This is a genomic window from Candidatus Poriferisodalis sp. (assembly GCF_965215815.1).
Taxonomy (GTDB): domain Bacteria; phylum Actinomycetota; class Acidimicrobiia; order Acidimicrobiales; family Poriferisodalaceae; genus Poriferisodalis.
This window is the reverse complement of the sequence record NZ_CBDCEO010000013.1, coordinates 2054183-2078732: the sequence shown is the minus strand read 5'-3', so window position 1 is coordinate 2078732 and position 24550 is coordinate 2054183. Positions and strand designations below refer to the sequence as shown.

16 protein-coding genes and 2 pseudogenes are annotated in these 24550 nt (G+C 66.4%); 10 read left to right on the top strand and 8 right to left on the bottom strand.

Annotated elements, in window-relative coordinates; genetic code table 11:
• The first annotated feature begins 4 nt into the window (after positions 1 to 4).
• From ACOOHB_RS19340 to ACOOHB_RS19320, 5 genes and pseudogenes are all read left to right on the top strand, one after another.
• Positions 5 to 3427, top strand: a complete 3423-nt coding sequence (locus tag ACOOHB_RS19340; protein WP_420446417.1) for a pyruvate carboxylase — start codon at positions 5 to 7, stop codon at positions 3425 to 3427.
• A gap of 29 nt (positions 3428 to 3456) precedes the next feature.
• Positions 3457 to 5046, top strand: a complete 1590-nt coding sequence (locus tag ACOOHB_RS19335) for a class I adenylate-forming enzyme family protein (RefSeq protein ID WP_420446416.1) — start codon at positions 3457 to 3459, stop codon at positions 5044 to 5046.
• Positions 5047 to 5098: 52 nt separating this feature from the next.
• Positions 5099 to 6436 (top strand): aromatic ring-hydroxylating oxygenase subunit alpha, encoded by a 1338-nt coding sequence (locus tag ACOOHB_RS19330; RefSeq protein ID WP_420446415.1) that lies wholly within the window; start codon positions 5099 to 5101, stop codon positions 6434 to 6436.
• A pseudogene (locus tag ACOOHB_RS19325) lies at positions 6433 to 7357 on the top strand (NAD(P)/FAD-dependent oxidoreductase); the annotation flags it as partial. The gene ACOOHB_RS19330 and the pseudogene ACOOHB_RS19325, both read left to right, overlap by 4 nt.
• Before the next feature lie 45 nt (positions 7358 to 7402).
• Positions 7403 to 7573: pseudogene (locus ACOOHB_RS19320) on the top strand (glycine cleavage T C-terminal barrel domain-containing protein); the annotation flags it as partial.
• 323 nt (positions 7574 to 7896) lie between these two features.
• Here the strand turns inward: ACOOHB_RS19320 and ACOOHB_RS19315 are convergent.
• The gene (locus ACOOHB_RS19315) at positions 7897 to 9246 is read right to left on the bottom strand and encodes an IS1380 family transposase (protein ID WP_420446414.1); all 1350 of its coding nucleotides are present in this window, start codon (positions 9244 to 9246) and stop codon (positions 7897 to 7899) included.
• Between the two features lie 334 nt (positions 9247 to 9580).
• Complete coding sequence (locus tag ACOOHB_RS19310; protein ID WP_420445293.1) at positions 9581 to 10915, bottom strand: IS1380 family transposase; 1335 nt, start codon at positions 10913 to 10915, stop codon at positions 9581 to 9583.
• Positions 10916 to 11611: 696 nt separating this feature from the next.
• Between ACOOHB_RS19310 and ACOOHB_RS19305 the strand changes: the two genes are divergently transcribed.
• Positions 11612 to 12520 (top strand): LysR family transcriptional regulator, encoded by a 909-nt coding sequence (locus ACOOHB_RS19305; RefSeq protein WP_420446413.1) that lies wholly within the window; start codon positions 11612 to 11614, stop codon positions 12518 to 12520.
• Between the two features lie 112 nt (positions 12521 to 12632).
• Here the strand turns inward: ACOOHB_RS19305 and ACOOHB_RS19300 are convergent, their stop codons facing one another.
• From ACOOHB_RS19300 to ACOOHB_RS19290, 3 genes are all read right to left on the bottom strand, one after another.
• Positions 12633 to 13826 (bottom strand): M24 family metallopeptidase, encoded by a 1194-nt coding sequence (locus ACOOHB_RS19300; RefSeq protein ID WP_420446412.1) that lies wholly within the window; start codon positions 13824 to 13826, stop codon positions 12633 to 12635.
• Positions 13823 to 14593: a hypothetical protein gene (locus ACOOHB_RS19295; RefSeq protein ID WP_420446411.1), complete on the bottom strand. Its 771-nt coding sequence runs from the start codon at positions 14591 to 14593 to the stop codon at positions 13823 to 13825. The genes ACOOHB_RS19300 and ACOOHB_RS19295 overlap by 4 nt, the downstream gene beginning before the upstream one ends.
• Positions 14594 to 14796: 203 nt before the next feature.
• Entirely contained in the window at positions 14797 to 16005 is a 1209-nt protein-coding gene (locus ACOOHB_RS19290; protein WP_420446410.1) for an acyl-CoA dehydrogenase family protein, read from the bottom strand.
• A gap of 106 nt (positions 16006 to 16111) precedes the next feature.
• On the opposite strand from ACOOHB_RS19290, the gene ACOOHB_RS19285 reads away from it, so the two are divergent.
• A complete protein-coding gene (locus tag ACOOHB_RS19285) occupies positions 16112 to 17416 on the top strand; it encodes an acetyl-CoA hydrolase/transferase family protein (RefSeq protein WP_420446409.1) in 1305 nt (434 codons plus the stop codon).
• Here the strand turns inward: ACOOHB_RS19285 and ACOOHB_RS19280 are convergent.
• Positions 17413 to 18300, bottom strand: coding sequence for an SDR family NAD(P)-dependent oxidoreductase (locus tag ACOOHB_RS19280; RefSeq protein ID WP_420446408.1), 888 nt, complete (start codon positions 18298 to 18300; stop codon positions 17413 to 17415). The genes ACOOHB_RS19285 and ACOOHB_RS19280 overlap by 4 nt on opposite strands.
• A 176-nt stretch (positions 18301 to 18476) precedes the next feature.
• On the opposite strand from ACOOHB_RS19280, the gene ACOOHB_RS19275 reads away from it, so the two are divergent.
• Positions 18477 to 19691 carry an amidohydrolase family protein gene (locus ACOOHB_RS19275; RefSeq protein ID WP_420446407.1) on the top strand — a complete coding sequence of 405 codons (1215 nt, stop codon included), beginning with the start codon at positions 18477 to 18479 and terminating at the stop codon, positions 19689 to 19691.
• 54 nt (positions 19692 to 19745) lie between these two features.
• Here ACOOHB_RS19275 and ACOOHB_RS19270 read toward each other — a convergent pair whose 3' ends face one another.
• Positions 19746 to 20921, bottom strand: a complete 1176-nt coding sequence (locus ACOOHB_RS19270) for a DUF1015 family protein (RefSeq protein WP_420446406.1) — start codon at positions 20919 to 20921, stop codon at positions 19746 to 19748.
• Between the two features lie 119 nt (positions 20922 to 21040).
• Positions 21041 to 22237 carry a CaiB/BaiF CoA transferase family protein gene (locus ACOOHB_RS19265; protein ID WP_420446405.1) on the bottom strand — a complete coding sequence of 399 codons (1197 nt, stop codon included), beginning with the start codon at positions 22235 to 22237 and terminating at the stop codon, positions 21041 to 21043.
• 230 nt (positions 22238 to 22467) lie between these two features.
• Here ACOOHB_RS19265 and ACOOHB_RS19260 point away from each other — a divergent pair, with 230 nt between their 5' ends.
• Entirely contained in the window at positions 22468 to 23967 is a 1500-nt protein-coding gene (locus tag ACOOHB_RS19260) for an AAA family ATPase (protein WP_420446404.1), read from the top strand.
• Positions 23968 to 24528 (top strand): hypothetical protein, encoded by a 561-nt coding sequence (locus ACOOHB_RS19255; RefSeq protein ID WP_420446403.1) that lies wholly within the window; start codon positions 23968 to 23970, stop codon positions 24526 to 24528.
• The last annotated feature ends 22 nt before the right edge of the window (positions 24529 to 24550 follow it).

The following is a 24550-nucleotide window of genomic DNA, read 5'->3' as shown; positions in this document are numbered from 1 at the left end:
CGTCATGAAAAAGCTCCTGGTGGCCAACCGAGGCGAGATCGCCATCCGCGCCTTTCGTGCGGCGACCCAGCTCGGCATTCGTACGGTGGCGATTCTCCCCGTCGAGGAAGAACGCAGCGGCGCGTTGCACCGCATCAAGGCAGACGAGGCGTACGTCATCGGCGAAGAGGGTCGGCCAGTTCGGGCGTATCTCGACCACGCCGCCATCGTGGACAAGGCCGTCGAAGTCGGCGCCGACGCGATCTATCCCGGTTATGGATTCCTCTCCGAGAGCCCAGATCTGGCAGACGCGTGCGCAGCGGCAGGCGTCACGTTCGTCGGGCCGAATGCAGAGGTGCTGCGCCTGACCGGCAACAAGATGCGAGCGCGCCAAGCCGCCGACGAAGCCGGCTTGCCGGTGCTGCGCCAGTCGGAACCCATCGACGACGCCGACGCCGATGCCGACATCATCGCCACTGCACACGAGATCGGCTTTCCGCTGTTCGTAAAGGCGGCCTCTGGCGGCGGCGGTCGTGGCATGCGGCGCGTGGAGCGCCCCGGCGATCTGGCCGAAGCGGTGGACGCCGCCCGGCGCGAGGCGCACAGCGCCTTCGGTGACAGCACCGTGTTCTACGAGGAGGCCATGACCGATGTGCGCCATATCGAGGCACAGGTCCTGGCTGACGCCAGCGGAAATGTCGTACACCTTTTCGAGCGGGACTGCTCGGTGCAACGACGCTTCCAGAAGGTCGTCGAGATGGCTCCCGCCCGGGATCTCGACGAAGCCGTTCGGCAGCAGCTGCTCGCCGATGCGGTGCATTTCGCCGAGGCCATCGGCTACGCCAACGCCGGCACCGTGGAGTTCCTCGTCGATGCCGAGGGCCGTTACGTCTTCATCGAGATGAATCCCCGCATCCAGGTCGAGCACACCGTGACTGAGGAAATTACCGACGTCGATCTGGTGGAATCGCAGCTGCGCATTGCTTCGGGCGCCACGCTGGCGGATCTTGGGCTCGCCCAGGAACGCATCAGCCTGCGCGGCTTCGCGATGCAATGCCGGGTCACCGCCGAAGATCCGGCGCATGACTTCCGGCCCGACACCGGCCGGATCGTCGCGTACCGGCCCGCCAGCGGCGCCGGGGTGCGTCTCGACGGCTGCGTCTATCAAGGCGTGGAGATCACACCGCACTTCGACTCGATGATCGAGAAGATCACCTGCCGGGGTCCCGACTTCGACACCGTGGTCCGCCGGATGCAGCGCACCCTGGCTGAGTACCGGGTCCGTGGCGTGTCGACCAATCAGCCATACCTGCAGGCGATCCTTGCCGATCCCCAGTTCCGCGCCGGGCCAGTCTCGACGACATTCATCGACGATCGGCCCGAGCTGACCGCGGCATCTGTCGGGGCCGACCGGGCCACCCGCTTGCTGCGTTACCTGGCCGATGTGACCGTCCACCAGCCGAACGGCCCTGCGCCGACCGACGTCGACCCGGCTTCCAAGCTGCGGCCGGTGCAGGGCGCGCCGCCGGCTGGATCGCGGCAGCGTCTCGCCGAGCTTGGACCGGCTGGCTTTGCCGCCGAGCTGCGTGCTGCGACTGCGGTTGCCGTCACCGACACCACGCTGCGCGATGCCCACCAGTCGATCCTTGCCACGCGACTGCGCACCATCGACCTCGTGGCCGGGGCACGCCAGATGGCTCACTTCATGCCGGAGCTGTTCAGCATGGAGTGCTGGGGCGGTGCCACCTTCGACGTGGCACTGCGGTTCTTGCACGAGGATCCCTGGGAGCGCCTGCGACGCATCCGGGCGGCAGTCCCCAACATCTGCACTCAGATGCTGTTGCGGGGACGCAACACGGTGGGCTATTCGCCCTATCCCGACACGGTTGCGCACGAGTTCGTGGCTGAGGCTGCCGAGTGCGGGATGGACATCTTCCGCGTCTTCGACGCGTTCAATTCCATCGACCAGATGCGACCGGCGATCGAAGCCGTGATCGCTGCTGGTGCTGTGGCCGAGGGCACGATCTGCTATTCCGGCAACCTTTCCAGCCCCGACGAGGACCTCTACACGCTCGACTACTACCTGGGTGTCGCCTCGGGGCTCGATGACGCAGGGGTGCACATCTTGTGCATCAAGGACATGGCAGGGCTGCTGCGGCCTTCTGCTGCGGCGGTGCTGGTCAGCGCGCTGCGTGAGCGCTTCGCCCAGCCCGTCCACCTGCACACCCACGACACAGCCGGCGGGCAGCTCGCGACCTACCTGGCAGCGGTACAGGCAGGGGTGGATGCCATTGACGCCGCCGCGCCGCCACTGTCGGGCATGACCTCGCAGCCGTCGATCGCCTCCGTGGTGGCGATGACCGACGACACCGACACCGAGACCGGCCTCGATCTTGACGCGATCGGCGACATGGAGCCCTACTGGGAGGCAGTGCGCCGCGTGTATGCGCCCTTCGAAGCCGGGCTGCCGTCGCCCACCGGAACCGTCTATCGCCACGAGATTCCAGGAGGCCAGCTGTCGAACCTGCGAGCCCAGGCTCGGGCACTCGGCATCGGGCACCGGTTCGAAGAGGTGGAGCGGCTCTACGCGGCGTGCAATGAACTGCTGGGTCGGCCGATCAAGGTCACACCGTCGTCCAAGGTCGTGGGCGACCTCGCTCTGCACCTCGTGGCCTCGGGCGTCACTCCCGACGAGCTGGCGTCTGATCCCGCTGGCGCCGACTTGCCCGACAGCGTCATCGGATTCCTGCACGGCGAACTCGGAACCCCGCCCGGAGGGTTCGCTGAGCCCTTCCGCTCTCGGGCGACCGAGGGCCGCGATTGGGCACCCAAGACCAAAGACCTCACCGACGACGACAAAGCGGGTTTGGCCACAGATCGGCGTGCCACGCTCAACCGGCTGCTCTTCCCCACACCATCGTCCGCACAAGGGGAGAACACCGAGCGCTATGGCGACCTGTCGGTGCTGCCATCACTGCTGTTCTGGTACGGGCTGGATCCTCACGCTTGGGACACTGCGGTGGTGCTGGGCCCCGGCGTGCGTCTGCTGCTTGGCCTGCGATCGATCAGCGAGCCCAACGACGAGGGCATCCGCATGGTCAGCTTCCGGGTCAACGGTCAGCCCCGCGACATCGACACGCTGGATCGCACGGTTGCAGCGGACCGTCCCACCCATGCCCGCGCCGACCCGAGCGTGCCCGGGCACGTTGCAGCACCCTTCCGGGGCTCGGTCAACGTCGCGGTGACCAAGGGCGATCAGGTTGCCGTTGGCGACACGATTGCGGTGATCGAGGCCATGAAGATGGAGTCGTCGATCTCGGCGCCGGTTGCTGGAACTGTCGTATCGATCGCAGCAGCGCCGGGTGCCCTGCTCGAGCCCGGCGATCTCATCGCCGAGATACGTCCGGCAGGGCGCTCGGGCAGCCCCGAGAGCGAACACGACGGATAGCTGGCATCGCCGCTAATTTCGACAGCACCATGCTGCAGCCATTCACCGTTGCCGATTGCGTGGCAACGAACGCCCGGTCCTTTCCGGACCGGTGCGCGATCGAAGTGCTGGACCCGCGCGCAACCGGAGGCGTCGAGCCCGTCGAGACGTGGACGTACGGCCAGCTCTGGGCCCGAACCGAGGCCATCACCGATGCGCTGGGGCCAGTCGAACCGGGGCCTCATGGGCAGATGGCCGGGCTCCTGCTGCCCAACGGTGCCGACCACGCCGCTGCGTATCTGGCATGCCAGCTCGTCGGCGCAGCTGCAGTCCCGGTCAACAGCCGACTGGCCGAACCCGAGATCCACTACGTGCTGGAGGACTCGGGCGCCTCGGTACTGATTGCCGACGAGCCGTTCATCGACATCGCCCGCCGGGTGACGGCCGATCTCGGAATCAGGCTGATCGACGCCGCCGCGATTCCCCCCTCGGCGCCATCGAGGTGGTCACGACCCATCGGGCCGTATGCCAACAGCGATCCCAGCACGGGTCGGCTGGTGCCGAGCGTCGCGCCGAGCGACATCACCACCGATGAGCGCGTCGCCGTGATCGCGTACACCTCAGGGACGACCGGTTTCCCGAAGGGGAGCATCAACACCAACGCTGGATTCCTGTCTCGACTGTTGCACTGGAGCTGGACATTCGGGCTGTCGCGCCGCGAGGTCGTCTCCACGCCGGGTCCGATGTTCCACCTCTCCTATGGTGGCCTGACGTTGGCGCAACGGGTGGCTGGCGGTCGGGTCCGGGTGATGACCGCGTTCGAGCCGCAAGCCGCCCTCGACGAGTACGCCGGGCACAGCACCTGGGCGTTCCTGGTGCCCTCCATGACCGCTGCGATCGCCGAGGCGTGGCGGGGGGCCGGCCGGCCACCGCTCGGCGCACTGCGGTACCTGCTCTCCGCAGGGGCGCCAGGACCGATGTCCCTGCTCGACGAGGCGTTCGACATCTTCCCGAACGCCGAGATCACCGACGGCTATGGCTGGACCGAAGCCGGCTGGGTGACCTACGACATCAAGGATCGTGCCGCTCTAGTGCCCCATTGCGTTGGCGTCCCCACGCCGGGCGCGGCCGTCAAGGTCGTCGACCCTGACACCTGCGACGAGGTTCCCGTCGGCGTCGCCGGTGAAGTGGTCGCTATGTCGGTGGTGCCATTCGAGGGCTATCTGGGTCAGCCCGAGGCCACCGAGGCGGCCCACACGCCTGACGGATTCGCCCGCTCGGGCGACATGGGCATCATGGCGGACGACGGCCGGCTGGCGATCGTGGACCGCGTCAAGGACATGATCATCAGCGGCGGAGAGAACGTGTACTGCGCCGAGGTCGAGCGGGTTCTCGTCGAGCATCCGCAGGTCGCCGAGGCAGCCGTGGTCGGACTGCCCGATGAGCGCTGGGGCGAGCGAGTCGCAGCAGCCGTCGTGCCGCACGCGGGCGAAGAACCCGACCTCGCCGCCGTCATCGCATTCGTGCGAGACCGGCTGGCCCACTACAAGTGCCCGCGAGAGCTGATAGCCGTAGCCGAGCTGCCCCGAAATGCCATGGGAAAGGTGCTCAAACCGTTGCTCGCCCAGCAGTTCGGCTGACATCCGCGCACCAGTGTTCGGAGCGTCTGCGAGAACGGGATAGAACTAAGAGATGGCGACTCATTGGACCCAGCCGGAGCCTGGTTGGACGCAGCCGGAGGCTGGATTCTGGGCGCCCAATCGCAACACTGTCGATGCGTCGTTCGCCATGTCGCCCGTGGTCTACGCCGACGAGAGCTTCTTCGCCGCCGAGCAGGAGCGACTGTTCGGCCGTGCATGGGTCTGCGTGGCTCTGGCGGCAGAACTGGCGCGACCGGGCAGGCTGCTGGTGCGGTCGATCGGCGGGCGATCGGTGCTGCTGACCAGAACCGACGACGGCCTGGTCGGCTTCCTGAACTCGTGCCGCCACCGCGGCACCGAGCTTGCCGAGGCCGACTGCGACGTCACACAGACCATTCGCTGCCCCTATCACCGCTGGCACTACAGCGTGGACGGCCGGCTCGTGGCCACGCCGTTGTTCGATTCGGTGCCACGAGACGATTTCGACCCAGCGGATTTCGGCCTGGTGCCAGTGCGGGTGGATTCGTGGGGACCGCTCGTGTTCGCGTGCCTCGACGCCGACACGCCGCCTCTCGCACAATGGCTGGGCGACCTCGACGAGCGCATGACCGGCTACCGATTCGACGAGTGGGAGCCAACAACACGCTCGCCGGCTGACTGCACGTTCGGGCCGGCCGCCAACTGGAAGCTGATCGTCGAGAACTTTGCGGAGTACTACCACCTGGCCTGGGTGCACCCCGAGTTGGCGAAGGTGTCCCGGGTGGAGAACCACTATCGCTATCAGGGGCCGGGCATGTACTGCGGGCAGACGACCACGCCCATTTCCGGCGACGAGCGCGACGACTGGCTGACGCTGCGGGCCGCAGACGGCCTCGATGCGTCCGATGCCGTGAGCGGCAGGTTCATCGCATTGTTCCCGAACGCGCTGATTGCCCTGCTGCCGAACCACGCATTCTTGATGCGACTTGAACCGGTGTCGGCAGGGCGCACCATCGAGCACTGCTCATTCGTGTTCCCGCCGGGCACGCGTCCTGCATCCGACGAGGAGGGCGCGCAGCAGTTCGCGGAGGCATTCGAGACCACTCGTCGCTTTTGGCTCGACGTGAACGACGAGGACATAGATATCTGCGAGCGCGCCCAGCGCGGCATTGCCCGCGGGGGTGCGCCGCCGGGTCCATTGGCGCCGCGCTTCGAAGAGCCGCTGAATCGCTTCCACAAGATGACAGCCGACCTCATGACGCTGGAGACCGTCGCTGACCTGGCGGTGCCAGCAGGCGACCGCCCCGGAGGCATCGACCTGTACGGAAACGAACCGAATCCCATGCCGCCGGCCGCCGAAGTCGCAGCAGCCTCGAGCGCACCGGAGGCCCCGGCGACGGCGACGTCATGACCGACCGGGTGCAGGCGGTCGTCATCGGCGGCGGCGGCGTGGGCACAAGCGTGCTGTTTCACCTGACACGGGCCGGCTGGACCGATGTGGTGCTGCTGGAACGCTCCGAGCTGACTGCAGGCTCGACATGGCATGCGGCGGGCGGCATGCATCCGATCAACTCGGATCCGACGGGCGTGACCTATGCCTATGCCAGGGCGGCGATGGCGGCCGGGGCACAGGTCCGCCGCCATACATGGGCTCGCCGCATCGAACGCACACCCGACGGGGCTTGGCGGATCGGGCTCTAGGACACAGCCCGAGGCGATCTCGCCGGCACGTCGAACACAGCCGGCAGCCGACTGCGACGATTGGATCGAAGCGTTGCATGTCGTAAACGCGGGTGGTCTGTGGGCTCGCGAGGTCGGGCGCATGGTGAGACTCGAACTGCCCGTGCTTGCCATGGAGCACACCTACGTGATCACCGAGCCTGTCTCCGAGATCGTCGCCCACAACGAGCGCACCGGCGAAGAACTCATGAGCGCGATAGATTTTGGCGGTGAGATCTACACGCGCCAAGAGGGCCAGGGCCTGCTGGTCGGAACTTATGAGCAGGCGGCTGTGGCTTGGCAGCGCCAGCAGACGCCGTGGGACTTCGACAAACGCCTGCTGACGCCCGACCTTGATCGCATCGCCCCGTCGCTGGAGACCGCCTTCAAGCATTTACCGGTGCTTGCCGATGCCGGCATCGCACGGGTCGTCAACGGGCCGTTCACCTTTGCGCCTGACGGGAATCCCCTCGTCGGTCCAATCAAGGGTCTGCCGGGCTTTTGGTCGGCTTGCGCGGTGAAGGCTGGTCTGGGCCGCTTCATACGGTTCACGAGATCCAACGACGACGGCACAGACTTCGTCGGCCGGTCTGCACTCATCGCCAAGTACGGACCTCAGGGACCTGGGGCTGGTGTCAACCCAGCGCCGCAGGGTTCGATGGCGCTGCGCACGTGGACCATCCCGGGCGTGAGGGATCGCTCCGGCTTCGATGCCGTGGCCGATGAACCCATCTTCTGCAATGGCGACCCGGTCGGCTGGGTTACTTCCGGTGGCTATGCCCACTACATCGATGCATCGGTCGCCATGGGCTATGTGCCGGTCGAGTTTGCCAACGACGCGAACGAGCCAGAACCCGAGCCGAGCAACAACGCCGCTGGGGCCGACCAGCCAAACAAGCCGCATGACCAAAGCGCGCAAACGTTTGCGGACACAGCACTAGCCCTGATTATTCATGAGAATTCTGTTGGTCGTATTTTCGGTGTGCTTTGCGCCCGGTTTGGTGGTGTGGGGCTGTTGGGGCGTCGGCGGGAGCGTCGCAGGGGAGCCGATGGCCCCGGTTGTGGCGCTCAGGCGGCGCTGGGCGGCGCTGGGGGCGTGGCGGGGCTGTCCCCCCGGGGGCAGGCGTCGCGCGGGACCGGTTGGCTGGGGGGTCAGCGGGGGTGGGCGATGGCGAGGAGCGCTTTGGCGCCGGGGTGCCGTTCGGGCAGGCGCAAAAGGACGCGTCTGGCGGTGCGGCACACGAGCGCGGGGAGGTGCCACAGCTCCCAGCGGAGCCGTTTGGGGGCCGCGCGGCGCAGCGCCCCGGTGAGGCAGGCGTTCTGGAACCAGCCGACGAGCGCGAGGCCGATCATGCACATGGCGGCCCAGGCGCTGTTCGCGTGCCAGTCGGTGAACGGCATGCGCGTCAGGCCGCTGTCTTTGAGCCGGCACACGGCGTTCTCGACGTCGGCGTGGCTGCGCATCAGCCGATCCAGTTGCACGGCGCTGCCTTGCTGGTCGGTCAGGAATCCCCAGTATCGGAAGTTCTCGCTGGGGAACAGGCTGCGCTGCGCTCCGGGGTGGCGCGGCTCGCGGCGCACGATCAGCCGGGTGCGGCCGGGCCAGCCCGACAGGTCCGCGAGGTCGGTGAGGTCGGTGACCTGAGCACCGCGCCGCTTGCGCTGGCCGGGCCGCTTTGGGGCGTTGTGCCAGCGGTCCGGGTCGCCCAGGCCGCCGCGGATCGCTGCTTGGACGCCCGGAGCCGACCGAGCTGACACCGCATAGCCGATGTTGCGGTCCCGCAGTGCCGCGGCGAGTCTGGGCGAGCAGCCCGCGGCGTCGATGCGCACCACCAGCGGGCGTTCCACGAGGCTGTCGCCGTCGCCTTCGCGGTGGCCCACGGCGTCGGGCTCGGGCAACGTCGCCACCGCGGCGTCGATCACCTCGAGATGATCGGCGATGTCGTTCGCGGCGGCGTTGCCGGGCCGCTGGGTGATCCACAGAGGCTCCCCGTCCGCAGTGGAGCACACCATCGGATGGAACCCGAACCCGCCCTTGTAATGCGGCGCAGCTCCCGCCTTGTTCTCCGAGTGGACCTCCACCAGCGTCGAGTCGACATCGACCACCAGCGGCGCGCTGCGGTCACGGTCGGCCCACAACAGCTCGCGCACCGCTGCGGCCGCGCCCAACAGCGCCGCGGCGCCGCCCTCGCCCAGGCCCGTGAGGGTGCGGTACAGCGTCGAGTCCGACGCCACGTCGCCGAACAGCTCCCGCTGAGCACGCAGATGCTCGATGTCGGTGCACGCCTCCCCGCCGCCGGCCAGCATCAACAACGCATGGACCAGCACCGCGCCCCGGTCATGAACCGGGGCCCGCTCGCCGCGTGGGGGCACCGCGGCCGACAGCGCCTCGGTCAGCCCGACCCGGTCCGCGAACCCGCCCAAAGCGAACAGCCCCGCACCCCACACCACACGATCCCCGCCGCCTGCCAGACGCGCGTTTGTGACACTGCTAAGTTTCACCTCGGAGATGCCCCCCTGAACTCGCGGATGCGTTCATTGCAGACACGCATCGTCGCAGGTCAGAGGGGCCTTTCCGCGGACCCAGACAACCCAGTCCGCCCGACTCGTGAATAATCAGGGCTAGCCCTGATTATTCATGAGAATTCTGCTGGTCGTCTTTTTGGCGTGTTGTGGGCCTTGTTTGGCGGTGTGGGGCTGTTTGGGTGTCGGCGGGGCCGTCGGGGGGGAGCGGTTGGGCTCGGTTTTGGTGCGCGGGCGGGACCGGGTGGGGGTGCGGGCGTGGCGGGGCTGTCCCGCTGCGGCGGGCGTGGCGCGGAACTGGTCGGCTGGGGGTTCAGCGGGGGTGGGCGATGGCGAGCAGTGCTCGGGCGCCGGGGTGCTGTTCGGGCAGCCGCAATAGGACGCGCCGTGCGCTGTGGCACACCAGGGCGGGAAGGTGCCATAGCTGCCAGCGGAGCCGTTTGGGGGCCGCTTTGGCGAGCGCGCCGGTGAGGCAGGCTGTTTGGAACCATCCCACGAGCGCGAGGCCGGTCATGCACATGGCGGCCCAGGTGCTGTTCGCGTGCCAGTCGGTGAAGGGCATGCGCGCAAGGCCGCTGTCTTTGAGCCGGCGCACGGCGTCCTCGATGTCGGCGTGTGAGCGCATCAGCTTGTCCAGCTGTGCGGGGTGGCCGGTCTGGTCGGTGTAGAACCCCCAGTAGCGGAAGTTCTCGCTGGGGAACAGGCTGCGCTGCGCTCCGGGGTGCAGCGGCTCGCGGCGCACCACGAGCCGGGTGCGCTCGGGCCAGCCCGACAGGTCCGCCAGATCGGTGAGCTCCGCGACCTGAGCGCCGCGCCGTTTGCGCTGATCGGGGCGCTTTGGGGCGTTGTGCCAGCGGCCCGGCTCGCCCAAGGCGCCGCGGATCGCGGCTTGGATGGCTGGGGCGGACCGCGCCGAGATCGCATAGCCGATGCTGCGGTCCCGCAGCCCTTCGGCGAGTTTCGCTGAGCATCCCCCGGTGTCGATGCGCACCACCAGCGGACGCTCCACGAGGTCGGGGTCGTCGCCTTCGCGGTGCCCTGCGGCGTCAGGCGCGGGCAGCATCGCCACCGCGGCGTCGAGCACTTCGAGATGATCGCCGATGTGGTTCGCGGCGGCGTTGCCCGGCCGCTGCTTTAGCCACAGCGGCTCCCCCTGCGCGGTGGAGCAGATCATCGGATGGAACCCGAACCCGCCCTTGTAATGCGGCGCAGCTCCGGCCTTGTTCTCCGAGTGGACCTCCACCAATGTCGAGTCGATGTCGACCACCAGCGGCCTGCTGCGGTCGGCGGAGGCCCACAACGGCTCGCGCACCGCTGCGGCCGCGCCCAAAAGCGCCGCGGCGCCGCTCGCGCCCAGGCCCGTGAGGGTGCGGTACAGCGTCGAGTCCGACGCGACGTCGCCGAACATCTCCCGCTGAGCACGCAGATGCTCGATGTCGGTGCACGCCTCACCGCCGCCGGCCAGCATCAACAACGCATGGACCAGCACCCGGCCCCGGTCATGAACCGGGGCGCGCTCGCCGCGTGGGGGAACCGCGGCCGACAGCGCCTCGGTCAGCCCGACACGGTCCGCGAACCCGCCCAGAGCGAACAACCCCGCGCCCCACACGACACGGTCCCCGCCGCCTGCCAGACGCGCGTTTGTCACACTGCTAAGTTTCACCTCGGAGATGCCCCCCTGAACTCGCGGATGCGTTCATTGCAGACACGTATCGTCGCAGGTCAGAGGGGCTTTTCCGCGGACCCAGACAAACCAGTCCGCCCGACTCGTGAATAATCAGGGCTAGGCGCCATCCAGGGTCATTTGTCGACAACCGCGCCTAGCGGCAGACGCTTGCCACAGAATTTAGGTGGCCCGACGGTGACGCGATATATCGATCACCTTCTCGGTGTCAAGACATACATTCCATTGTCTCATGTATTCCGATAATCCCTGATGCATCGTGCACTTGGCGTTCATGCATTTCACAAGGGAATTCCCCCGGCGTTACGGACAGTCATGTACGGAAACCGGGGTGAACAAAGTGCAACACTCTTACGAGATACAGGCGAAGTTGTACGAGTTGCGCATTTCAGGTCGTCATGACCAATCCCACTACGTTGGCCCGTTTAGTATTGAACCACATTCCCTAGTTTCCTGTAATCGGCAGAGGAATAAGAGTCGTTTCGTCCTTATGGTCACATCAATGACGAGTCAGATATCGACCCAAAACGCACGTGAACGGTGCTTCAGCGCGAGATTCGCCGCTCGATGCGACCATGTTCATGAGAAACAAGTGCACACATTTAATATTAGTCATTATATCTGTTCACATATCTCATCCGGGCTGGCGATTTTGTAGCAATGTCTTCACGTTTGGAAATGCACCATTACGAGACCATCGTGGCTGTTTCGGACACCGGATCAGTCACCGCGGCGGCTGGCCGACTCCACGTCAGCCAATCTGCCGTCAGCCATCGATTGGCAGAGGCCGAACGTCGGCTCGGCGGACGCTTATTCGAACGCCGCCCGTCGCGTGGCATGCAGCCGACGCCCGCTGCGCTCGCTCTGTGCCAAGCCGCCCATCGCGCGATACCGGATTTGGGCCGCGCCGAACGGGATTTCATGCGCAGTGTCGGTGGGACGACCGCCACCGTTCGCATCGGAGTCGGCTCTTACGACTGCTACCACTGGCTGGCGCCATTCGCCGCGGCAGCGAGCGAGCGATTGGAAGGACTGCTGCTGGAACTCGTCGTCATTGGTGACGCGCCAGCACAGCGACTCGCTGACGGCACGGCTGACCTCGTACTTGCGCCTGGCCCCGCGCAGGGGACGAGTGAAACAATGCACGTGTTCACAGACGAACTCGTGCTCGTCACCCACCCGGAGCATCGCCTTGCGAGCCGTTCATGGATCGGGCCCGAGGCGTTAGCCGAAGAGGACTACTTCACCTACAACCGTCAACCGTCGCCGGGCTTCGAGTACGAACGCTTTCTCCGACCCTCCGGAGTTTCGCCTCGCACGATTACGGTGCTTGAGCAAACGGGTGCGATCGCCGAAATGATCGCAGCCAATTTTGGAGTATCGATTCTCAGCCGGTGGGCGATGTCGCCGTGGATGGACACAGGACGACTCACAGCCGTGCGTTGTGGCCGCTCCGGCCTCGAACTGGAGTGGTCGGCACTCATGCGTGGAGAGACCGCCGACGACGCGCCGGAGCGTCAAGTCGCCGATGCCATCGTCGCGTGGCTCGGCGATCCAAAGAACAGCTGAGCCTGAGCGCGGCCAGTAGGCCGTCAGGAGAAATCGGCGCAGGTGTGGGCGCTCATGCGCAACACAGACTCCTGGTCGAACCGCTGGCGATATTCCCGGGCGATCTCGCCAGTCAGCTCAGCAGGGCCTCACAGAACGGTGACTCTGACAACAACTCCGGACCTGTCGGGGTGATGAGCACCTGTTCCTCGAGCTTGACAGCCTCGGGCCGCCCAACAGGCGCAACCAAGCTCTCGACGCACAGCGTCATGCCTGCTTCGAGCACGCCGTCATAGCCGTCGTTCCCGAAGAGTTCGCGATTGAGCACCAGCGGGTACTCGTTGCACAGGCCCATCCCATGGGCGACGCACGCATTCGCCGCCGAGTGCAGTCCCGCTGGCGGCAGGTAGGCACGCTCAGAGAGCTCGGCGAAGGTCACTCCTGGCTGCAGCAGTTCGACATTGCGTTGCACCTGCTCGTAAGCGGCGGCGTACATGGTGCGCTGCTCGGCCGTGCGCTTGGCGTCTCCCGCGAGCCAGGTGCGTGACACGTCGACGGTGTATCCGTCCAAACCCACGTGATCGGTGTCGAAGGCAACGAGGTCGCCTTCGCGGATCACCCGATCTGAGCACTCCTGGTACCACGGATTGGTGCGGGGCCCAGATGTGAGCAAACGGGTCTCGAACCACTCTCCGCCGCCAGCGATGGCGACTTGATGCATCACCGACCAGAGCTCCTGCTCGGTGATGCCGGGCCGGCAGGCTGCTTCCATCGCCGCTATTGCCCGCTCGCACACCTCGACGGCCGACCGGATGGCTGCTATTTCCCCCGGACACTTGACCGCACGGGCCAGACCGACGATCTCGCCGCCATCGGTCACCTCGACCCCACAGCGATCGAGGGCCCACAGGCCGAGCGGGTCCAGCCGATCCACGGCGAGCCTGGGCTGGGTGCCCCGCCGCCGGAACGGACTCGAACCGAGCAGTGAAGCGATTTCTGCGGCCCAGCGATCGGCGAATTCACCAGTACGCGGCCCGGTGATGAAGTGGTACCAACTCACCGCATTTCGCACCTCGCCCACGGCCCGATGCCCCTCGGAGAGGTGTTCGCACGTCTTGAACTCGAACAAAGTGACCGGACCCTCCGCAGGTACGAGTGCGTACCGGCAGGGGTGGTGCAGCGAGTACACCGCCATGTTCGTCGTGCCGGTGGCATATCTGACGTTGAGCGGGTCATAGAGCAGGAGCGCGTCGCAGTCCGTGGCGACGAGATGCTGCTGCAGCCTCGCGAGACGTTGTAGCTCTAGGCCCTCCTCGGGAGCGCTCACAAGATGAGCCCGTCGCCCGAACCGGGTGCAAACTCAGCTGCCAGCAGGTGCGCTTCAGTGACGCGGCCGTATACCGACCTGGTCCGATCCACCGGACCGATGACGCCAGGCCGGTTCGCATAGCTGAGTACTCCGACACAGCGCGTGGTCTGGCCCTCCACCTTGGTCACTCGGTGCAAAGAGTACCGGCCCAAGAAGATCTGCAGATCGCCGGCGCGCAGCCGCAGGCGGCGCACCACATCAGGTGCTTCGCCTCGCAGCACCCGGCCGAGTCCGTCGAAGTTCTCGTTGCCAGGACTGCGCAGCCCCGGGCAATACTCGAAGTCGCCGACGCACGCCGCCACGAATTGCTTGACGCCAGGTGCGGCATACACGCGCGCCAGCACCGCGTCGGGCGGGATTTGGTCGCGGGTGAGGTGACCGATCAGGCGTGACATCTGGATCTGGCGAGGATCGTCCGGCGCGAGACCCACTTCGAGATCGGAGCGCGCGTAGACGCTCGAGGTCTCATGACGCAGCGGCGCCTTCGGCATCAGTGAGGAGATTTCGCTGCGTGCTTGCCGCAACCCCTCGTCGGTCAAGAATCCCGGCAGCGTTGCGCACCCGTCGGCTGCCAGAGCCCGTCTCGCCGTGGCCACCATGTCCGCCCAGCTCTCGTTGACCGGACCTCCGGCCTTCTGGGTGCTGCCAACCGGATACTGGCTGACGTTCACGATGTCCGCGAGGGTGTCACCCTCAGGATTCGCATACAGCAGAGCTGAACCCACTTTTGTCCCCTCTTAAAATGTTGTGTTTGAGGTGGTCCTCGCGACAGCCCGAACGAGCTGTGAGCCGAGTTGTGATCACCTTTGAAGACAGTTAACACTCGTGGGGTACATGAAACAACCTCATTGGTTACACGTAATCCGTGAGCAACGTGCATCGACGGTCGCGGCCTGTCGCCGACTCGATATCCGGCCAGCAGGTGTGCTCAGTCGAGCAGCGCCCTGCTGATCACGACATCTTGGATTTCGGTCGCACCGTCGACGTAGTGCGTCAGCCGCGAAGCTGCCAGGTGGCGGGGCAGCGGGTGATCCCGGCGCGCGCCGACAGCGCCCATCACCTGCATGCAGTCCGCCAGCCGTCGCTCTGCTGCGCGAGTCGCGAACTTCTTGGCATGCGCGGCCATCACGGCCGCCGGGCGGCCCTCCGCCACTGCGAGCGCTGCCCGGTACGCCAGCAGGCGCGACGCTTCGAGGTCTGTGGCCACGTCGGCCAGTCGGAACCGCACCCCTTGCAGGTCGGCGATGCGACCGCCGAAGGCCTGACGTTGGCGCACGTATTCGATGGCCGTCGCCAATCCGGTGCGCATCATGCCGCAGCACATCGCCGCGACCAGGACGCGGGCGATGTCGATGCCCTCCATTGCAGCGACGAAGCCCTCGCCCACGGGCACCATCACATCGGCGTCGGACACTCGGCAATTCTCGAAGCTGATGCCGTTGGTCCCGAGGCCGTGTGCGCCGCTCAATTCGTACCCCTCGGAGCGTTCGACGCCGTCGGCACTGCCATCGATGAGGAAGGTGACTATGCCTCGATGGCCGGCTGCGGGATCGGTCTGCGCGTACACCGACAGCAGCTCCGCAGAGGTGCCGTTGCTGACCCAAGCCTTCTCGCCGTCGAGAACCCATTCGTCGCCGTCACGGCGTGCCGAGGTAGTGATCTTGGCGGCGTCGCTGCCCACACCGGGCTCGGTGAGCAGGAAAGCGCCAAGCCGTTCACCCGAAACGAGCGGCGGCAGCGCTCGGGCACGAAGCTCCGCAGGTGCTCGCCGGCTCACTGCCCCCGCCAGGTTGTTGTGACACACCAGCGAGAAGGCGACGGCGAAATCCGCAGCCGCAATCTCCTCGAGCACGCGTGCCAGACCGATCTGGCTCATGCCGGACCCGCCGTCGGCCACGGGCACCAACAGCCCGCAGAGCTCTTCGCCGGCGGCACTCGCAAATGCCTCAGTCGCGAAGCGGCGATCTCGCTCCCACGACTCGGCCCGCGGCGCGACATAGTCGCGAGCCCACGACGCGGCGCGTTCGATGACTGCTTGATCTCCCGAGCCCACCGCGGCGTCGGCGACATCTGGCGTGAGTTCGGATACCAGATCCGGTGCGGGCATGGCGCTGAGGTCGGTCGCTTGGGAGGTCATGACCCGGAATATTGCCATTGCGGGTCCCGTACAGTTCGCCTGGACGTGCAGGCCACCCGTCGGCACGTCCGGTAGCTGGACCCTCAACACGAGGAGCACCGCATCGATGAGTCCCGACGGCCGCATACCTCACAACGGCAACCGTGCCGGAACCCAGGTGAGCCTCGACACCGCAATCGAGCGAATCGGGCGCCGGGCACGCGTCTATGCAGCGCAAGGCTCAGCAACCCCGTACGGCTTGCTGAGCGCGATTGACGCCGCACACGATCGCTTCGAGCAACTCGAGTTCGTGAGCGCCTTCCTGCTCAGCAGGCCTGCACCGCTCGACCATCTCGGCAACCCATTCCGCTGGACCTCGCTGCAGCCCAGCGGCGCACTGCGCGATGCGCACGGCAGCCCGCACTTCGACGTCGTGCCCGCCCGGTATTCGGACATCACCGGCCTCGTGGGCCCCGGCGGCGGGCTCGAAGCCGATGTCTTGGCGTGCCAGGCCAGCCCGCCCGATGCGCAGGGGCGCATGAGTCTCGGCACTGGCGTCGGTGGCCATGTCGGGCTGTTGCGATCGACGCCGCTGGTGATCGCCCAGGTGAACCCGCAGATGCCCTACGTGGGTGGGGAAGGCGAGTGCCACCGGACCGACTTTGATGCGCTGGTCGAGATCGATGAGCCGCTGGCCGAGCTAGCGCCGGCCGTCGTCGATGACACCGCCCGGGCCATCGCAACTCACGTCGGCCAGCACATCGGCGATGGGACCACGCTGCAGTTCGGCATCGGCTCGATTCCCGACGCCGTGCTGTCCAGCCTCGGAGACCGTCGCCACCTCGGACTCCACGGCGGCATGATCAACGACGCCTGCATCGACCTCATCGCCAGCGGTGCGGTGGACAACCGCCACAAGGGGCCGCTGGGCGATGGCGTGAGCGTCGCCGCAGAGGTCATGGGCACACGCCGGCTCTACGACTGGGTCGACCGCAATCCGGCAGTGCAGTTAGTGCGCGGCTCGCTGAGCCACGGCATCGAGGGCATCGCCCAGGTACGCAACTTCGTGGCGCTGCAGTCCACCGTGCAGATGGCGCTCGACGGCTCGGCAAACTCCGAGGTGATCGGCGGCCGATATATCTCCGGACCCGGCGGCGCCCCCGACTTCGCGTTCGGTGCCTGCGTGGCAACCGGAGGCCGTGCCATCGTCGCAATGCCGTCGACGGCTGCGGGCGGGCGCATCTCGCGCATCGTTCCAACCCTTGAACAGGGCGCCCCTACGACGCTGCCGGCGTATGTGGCCGACATCGTCGCAACCGAGTTCGGGGCGGTGGAACTACGGGGTCGCACGCTCGCCGAGCGTGCTGAGCTGCTCACCTCGATTGCACACCCCGATCACCGGGACGCGCTGAGCGATGGGCGCCGCGGCTAGAGGCGACGAACCGAAGCGGCCTTGCCGGTCGTGCCGTACGCCATGCCGGCCATGCGATGCAGATTGCGCGTGTTGTGCATCTTGCCGTGGATGCGTGGCCCCGCAGCCAGCATGGCGCCGTCCACCACGAGCTGCTGACCGCTCACGAACTTGCTGTCGTCGCTGGCCAAGAACAGCGCCGTCGACGCAATATCGCTGCCCTCGCCTCGCTCCGGCCATGGCTGCAGTTCCGCCATGACCTCGGTGGCTTGGGCCTCATTACCGCTGTGCATCAGCGGGGTGAAGATCAGCCCCGGGCAGATTGCGTTCACCCGGATGCGGTGGGGCGCCAACTCCAGCGCCGTTGTCTGAGCCAGGCTGATGACGGCTGCTTTGGCTGCCGAATACGCCTGCGGGCCGGCTCCACCGCCAACGCCGGCAATCGATGCGGTGTTGATGATCGAGCCGCCGGTGCCCTGGGGGATCATGACCCGGGCGGCGTGCTTGGTGCCCAGCATCACTGAGCGCACCAGGATGGCGAACGTCTCGTCCCAGGCATCGGTGTCCAGCTCGGTGATCGGGCCGAAGGCCCCGCCGATGCCAGCGTTGTTGAAGACCACGTCCAGCCGGCCGAAGGCCTCGACCGCCAGCTCGGTCATGGCAGCTACGTCGTCCTCTACCGATACGTCCGTGCGGGTGAAGCGAGCACGCTCGCCGTGGCCAGCCGCGGTCAGTTCCTCCACGAATGCGTGTCCTGCGTCGGCGTTGAGGTCGCCTATCACGACCGAGGCGCCTTCGGCCAGGAACCGCTCGACCGTGGACCGTCCCATGCCGCTGGCGCCGCCAGTGATCACCGCTGACTTGCCAGCCAGGCGGCCTGGTGTATTTCCGTTGCCCTCACTCATGTCATCGTCCTCTGCAGGAGTGTTCGGTCAGGGCCAGATTGTCGCCCATGGCGCGTGTTCGTGCGCCGGTACCGCTCGGCAGACACTTCGGCGGGACGCTTCCGCTGACATCGGAGGCACGCCGTGCGAGAATGCTGGCGGAATCATTGGGGCGAATCAGGCGCGTTGGGGGAATCATGAGCACGACCATCCAGAGAGATCTGTCCGCTCACGGCGATCAGCGCCACATGCACGAGGTGCACAAGATCGCGCACGCCGGCGCTGTGGACGCCGACGGACACATTCTCGAGCCGCCCGACCTGTGGGAGGAATACCTCGAGGAGCGCTACAAGGACCGGGCATTGCGCATCGAGATAGAGCCTGAGCGCGGTCTCGAAGTGCTCATGATCGACAATCAACTGAGCCTGCTCGCGCGCCCTGGCATGGTCTCCACGCTGGGTGCCATGGGCGCAGCCGACTTGCCCGACATCATGTTCAACCCCGAGCGCACATATGTGGGCGAGATCCCCTTCGGCGCCATGGACCCCCATCAACGGATCGAATTGCTCGACGCTGAAGGCCTCGACATCGCGGTCCTCTTGCCGACGATGGGGCTGCTGTGGGAAGCCGAGCTCACCGACCCTGAGCTCAGCCAGGCCTACACCCGCGCTTACAACCGATGGATCTGCGAATTCTGCCGGGACCATTCGGACCGGCTCGTTCCTATGGCGCACCTGTCGCTCACCGATCCCGTCGCCGCGGCGGCTGAGCTGCGGCGCGCCGTTGCCGACGGGGTGCGGGGAGCTTTCGTCGCACCGTTCACACACAGTTCGCGCCCGCTCGGTCATCCCGATCACGACTCGGTCTTCGAAGCAGCGCAGGACCTGGGCGTCCCGTTTGCGATTCACCCCACCTTCGAACCGCAATGGACCAAGGGCACTCGCATGGGCACCTGGGAGCACGTGCGCGATCTGCGGCTCACAGCGTCTATGACCGCGTCGGACGGCGTGCGTCATCAATTCGTGTCGCTGTTCGACTACGGGGTCTTCGACCGATTCCCCGAACTCAAGGTGCTGGTACTCGAGTCGGGCGGCGGATGGCTCGGCTATTGCCTGGACCGCATCGACGCGGTCTTCGCCCACACCTACACCGGCACCCGGGTGCCGCTGGAACTGAAGCCGAGCGAGTACTTCATGCGTCAGGTGTGGATCTCCTGCGATCCCGACGAGCGCACGATCCCGGCACTCGCGAAGCGCTTCGGGCACGACCGGTTCATGTGGGCCAGCGACTTCCCCCACGCCGACCACACCCCGGAGTACGTGCTGGACCTCGACGAACTCGTCGACATGTTCCCCGCCGACAAGCGGCGTGCCTTCATCGGCGACAACGCTCGCCAGCTGTTCGGCCTGTAGCCGAGGCCATCGTCGTGGCCGCCAGTGAGGGCGATCAGCATTGCTGAGGCGGCATCAGCAGCGGACGAGCAGCAATCCGGAGCGGGCCTTGGGCAAGAAGTAGGTGGTCTTCGGTGGCATCACACCACCAAAGTCGGCCACGTCGAAGACCACCTCGAGGGGAACCGGCGCCAGCATGATCGTGACGGGCGTGTCGGCCGTGGCAACGGTCGTGGGTCGGTAGGTGAGCCTCGGGTCGGATGCGCTCGCGACACCGAAGATCTCTTTGAGCATGAAGTCGTGCACGAAGGCGGCATCGAGCCCGCTCGCCGGGTCGATGCCCGGCGGCGCCCCACGTGAAGCGTCGGCGTCACGACGGCGAGCGCGGTACCAATGATCGGCCACGCCGACACCGATCCATCCGGGCTCGGTGGGGCGTGCTGCAACGGCATCGGATACTTCGGTCACCTCACAGCGGGTCGATATCAGGTCCGCCACCCGTCTCGGCATTATGTCGAGCTCGCTCAGCTCGCGGTCGAAACTGCCGAGGTACAGCTCGGCCGTGGGTACCAACGCCACGAGCACGTGGCTGAAGCCGGCTTGATGGGCAGCAGCGACCCGGTGATGTCCGTCCACGATGTACAGCGGGCCATCGAATCGGACACCTTCCGATTCGCCGCCCGGCAACACTGCAGGCCACAGCGTGACGCGCGCGCCGTCGGCGGTCTTGGTATCGAGCAACGGCTCGTGAGGGGTGGACGCCCCGGACGCTGCAATCGTGGCCTCGATGACCTCCGCGACGTGCGCCATGTCGGGCCCGGTGACGACCACCGGGCTCGACATGGCGCCGACCTCGGTGAAGTGCATCGCCAATCCGTGGACCCGGCCGGGCTGGGTGTCCTCGTGCGGCCGCAATTCACGCGAGGCGAGGTTCACACCTCCGAGGAGCGCGTGCTGAACATGGCCGTCGGCCTCGACGCACTGCACGTACAGACTTGCCGAACGGGTGGAGCCAAACGCACCCAGCCCGATCAACCGGTCCAGTGCTTGTGTGCTGCGCGTGGCGTGCTGCAGGTGTTCGCTCGGATGGCCGAAGCTCTCCGGCGGCGATCCGGCGACATGGGCGAACGAATCAGGATTCTCGGCGAGCTGCTGAGCGCGCTCGTCAGGGGTGAGCGAGTCGTAGGGCGCGGGTATCACTGTCGGCGCCCATTCGGGCGTCAGAACACGAGCGCCGACCGGCTCGATCATCCGCTCTCCTTCCACGCCGCCCCATCTCGTTCGCCCGTGTTGTTGAGCCCGGGACGCACAGCGACGCGGCGGATCGAAGTTATCTCACGATCGGCAGTTGTTTCGACGCGCGGCACCTGTCAGGGAATGACACCGGCCTGTTTCAACTGTTCGATTGCATCCCAGTCGTAACCGTGCTCAAGCAGGATCAACTCTGTGTGTTGCCCCAGTTCGGGCGACGGTCCGCTGGGAGTCCAAGCAGTCGCGGAGAAGTCGACGGGCGTCGCGACCATCTCGGTTGTGCCGCCATCGGGTGCTGGCACCTCGACCCAGCAACCGGCGGCCTGAGCCTGCGGGTCGGATCGAAACTCCAGGGTGGACTGCACTGGTGACCACCACACATCGTTGGCGTCAAAGATCTCACCCCAGGTGGCTCGCGTGCGAGTGGCCATGACCGCGTCCATCTCCGCGGTGAGAGCTGCTGCGTTCTCCAGGCGGAGCACGATGTCACCAAAGCGTGGATCGTCGCCCCACTGCGGCCGATCCAGCGCACAGACGACGTTGGGCCAGTGCCGGTCGCCTTCGAGGCCCAGCATCCAGAGCCACTCGCCGTCACCGCACCGGTAGCAGTTGATGAGCGGATTGGGCGGACTGTCGCGACCCCAGGCCACGGTCTCGGCGCCGGTCATCGCGGTGACGTTGTGATCCCAGCCCAGCATGTAGGTGCCCAGGCGCATCAGGGAGGACTCGACGAGCTGGCCCTTACCGCTGCTCGTGCGGTGATAGAGCGCTGCGGCCACGCCGGCCGCCGCCGCCAGTCCCGTCATGTGGTCGCCCATGCCGCCGCGCTGGTAGGGCAGGTCGGCGCCTTCTGGGGTGAGTGAGCGGGCGATCCCGGCACGAGACCAGAACGTGCCGACGTCATAGCTGTGGCGATCTCGTTCATCGCCCTGCAGCGATAACCCGGTCACGCTCGCGTAGATCAGCTGCGGGTAACGCTCCGACAGCGACGGGTAGTCGAGGCCCATCCGTTCGAGCCCGCCGGGCCGGATGTTGGACAGGAAAATGTCGGCGGTGGCCAGCAGTGAGTGCAGGGCATCGAGGCCCTCTGGTTGTCGCAGGTCCAGGGCGATGCTGCGCTTGCCCCGATTGTCGAGATCGAATGGGGGGTTGCCGACACCCGGGTACAGCCATGCCAACGAACGGAACGGGTCGCCGTCCGGCGTCTCGACCTTGATGACGTCGGCGCCCCAATCGGCGAGTATCCCCCCGCAGGCTGGTCCCGCGATCCACACGCCCAGCTCGACGACGCGGACACCCTCCATCGGCCCGGCCATCTGTCCTCCCTTGGCTCAACGAGCCCGTCGCAGTGGGCCGGTCAACCCACCTCGCGGGCACTGCAACCAGCGCAGCAGCAACGCGGCAGGGTACTCAACCCCACCTCTCAAGGGGAGCGAGGTCGTCGTCGGTGGGGATTCGGCTCTGCTGGCGTAGATCGTGTTTGCGCGCCGTGTCGTCCCATTCCACGCACTGCCTTCATAGGGAGGCTCACAAGTACGCTGACGGCATGGGCATTTCGGTCGAAGTGCAGAACCTCGGCCCGCTGGAGTCGGCCCAGATTGATCTTGGCGACCTCAACGTCCTGGTCGGCGAGAACAACACCGGCAAGAGCTTCTTCGCCACGGTGCTGCACTGCGCGGCGGCGTCCACAAGCGCGGCGCGGGTTCCGGGCCGGCGCGATTTTGACGAGATTCCGGGCCAATTCCGTGACTTCGTCACCCAACTCCTTCGCCTCGTGAATTCAGAGAGCCAAGCCAGCCAAGCGCTCGAATATCGGCCAGATGAGAGCACGACTGAATGGCTCAGGGCCATCTCGACGGACTTGATACAGACCTTCGGGCGCGAACTGCGACGCGGGCTTGCGTACGCCTACGGCACGACGCCGAGCGAACTGCGCCGCAAGATCCCAGCCGGCGTAGCGCCGGACTCGCTCATACGGGTCTCCAATAAATCAAGCGATACGGATCTGATGTGGTCGGTCATGGTCGGGTTCGATCCTGACAACAGCGACAGCGAAGACATCGATTCCGATGGCGTCGTGGTTGAGCCGCCGAATCCGATCACCTGGCTCGGCGAAGTCCTCCACGGCGACAACGTGGCATTCGCGACGAAATTCCTGCCTGCCGAACGCCTCGGAACCGAGCCTGTGGCGGACGACATCACCCACACCTGCTGGCGTCTTGCGATCGCGGTGGGCCGCGCTGTCCTGTTCAATGGCTGGCCCACCGAAGCAATCCACTTGCCGGCCCAGCGAAGCGGCATCGTGGAGAACTCCGGAGTTCTGGCCGGGGTGGCGTTGCGGCAGCTCGCAGGCGTCAAGCAGCTCGGCGCAGCAGAAGTGCGCATGACCGGCACGACGGCCGACCTGCTTGCACTCTGGCTGCAGATGGACGGCGGACCGTCTCGGCCGATGCCCGAATCTGAGTTTCCCCGCCTTGTGGAATCTCTCGAGCACCGGCTCGGTGCGTCCATCGAGCTCGACACCGAGGGTGGCGGTGGCCCGACCTTCATGGCTGTGACCCCCGAGGGTCGATTTCCGCTGCCCCGAGCATCGGCGATGCTGTCCGAGCTGGCGCCGCTGCTGCTGGCCGCCAAGCACCGGCTTGAGTGGGGACACTGCCTGACCATCGACGAGCCCGAGGCACATCTGCACCCAGAAGTGCAGCGGCAGATTGCTTCTTTCTTGGTGCAGCTCGCCACCGCCGGCGCTGTCGTCGTCTTGACGACGCACTCGTCGTCCTTCGTCGGTCAGCTCAACAACCACGTCCGGGCCCACGCGTTGAAAAAACTGCCGTCGCTGCCCAAAGGCGTGCCGACGCCAGACATCGACCCAGCGACAGTGCGGGCGTTGTGGTTTTCTCGAACCCAGCGAGGATGCGCGGCTGAGCCGATTGCGGTCGACCGCATCGACGGCATCGACCAAGGCGTCTTCACCGGCACGATGCGAGCGTTGCACCTCGAGACGGCAAGCACCGTCAATCCGCTGCTGGAATCCTCGGTCGACTAGATGCCCGACAGAGTCGGAGTGCCGCCCTGCGGCCAAGCCGATTGCCGTGCCTGTTCCGTTCGGGACTGGTTGCTCGAAGCGGGGGCACGTGGACTCGACAGCGCAACACTCCTCGACGACGACACTCCGGGAAATGTCCACTGCGAAGTGACCATCTGCGATGACGGCGACTGCTTGTGCCAGTCACGTCTGAAGCTTGACATCACAGGTGCGACGTACCGAGAAACCGGTCGACGATCCGAGGAGACGCCAATGTGCGACTTCTCCGTTGTCGCTGCGTTGCCCGAACGGAACGTTGCGGCCGCGGTCGAACTCAAGCTCGGTGCCGCCGCGTGGCCTGATTCCGGGGAACAGCTACAGCATGGCCTTCGAGTGCTGCATGATGCGTTCAGTGGCGTTGGCGCGCACAGCACGCCGAGGGCGTACCTCGCCGTCGGGAAGCAGCGGGAACAGTTACAGGAGGTCCTGGATGCCGAGGGATTCAGGCTGAACTACGGCTCGCACACGGTTCCTGTCGAAGTGATCGACTGCGGTTCCTGCATCAATATCTCGGCTGCCTAGCTCGTCTTGATGCCCCACAGTG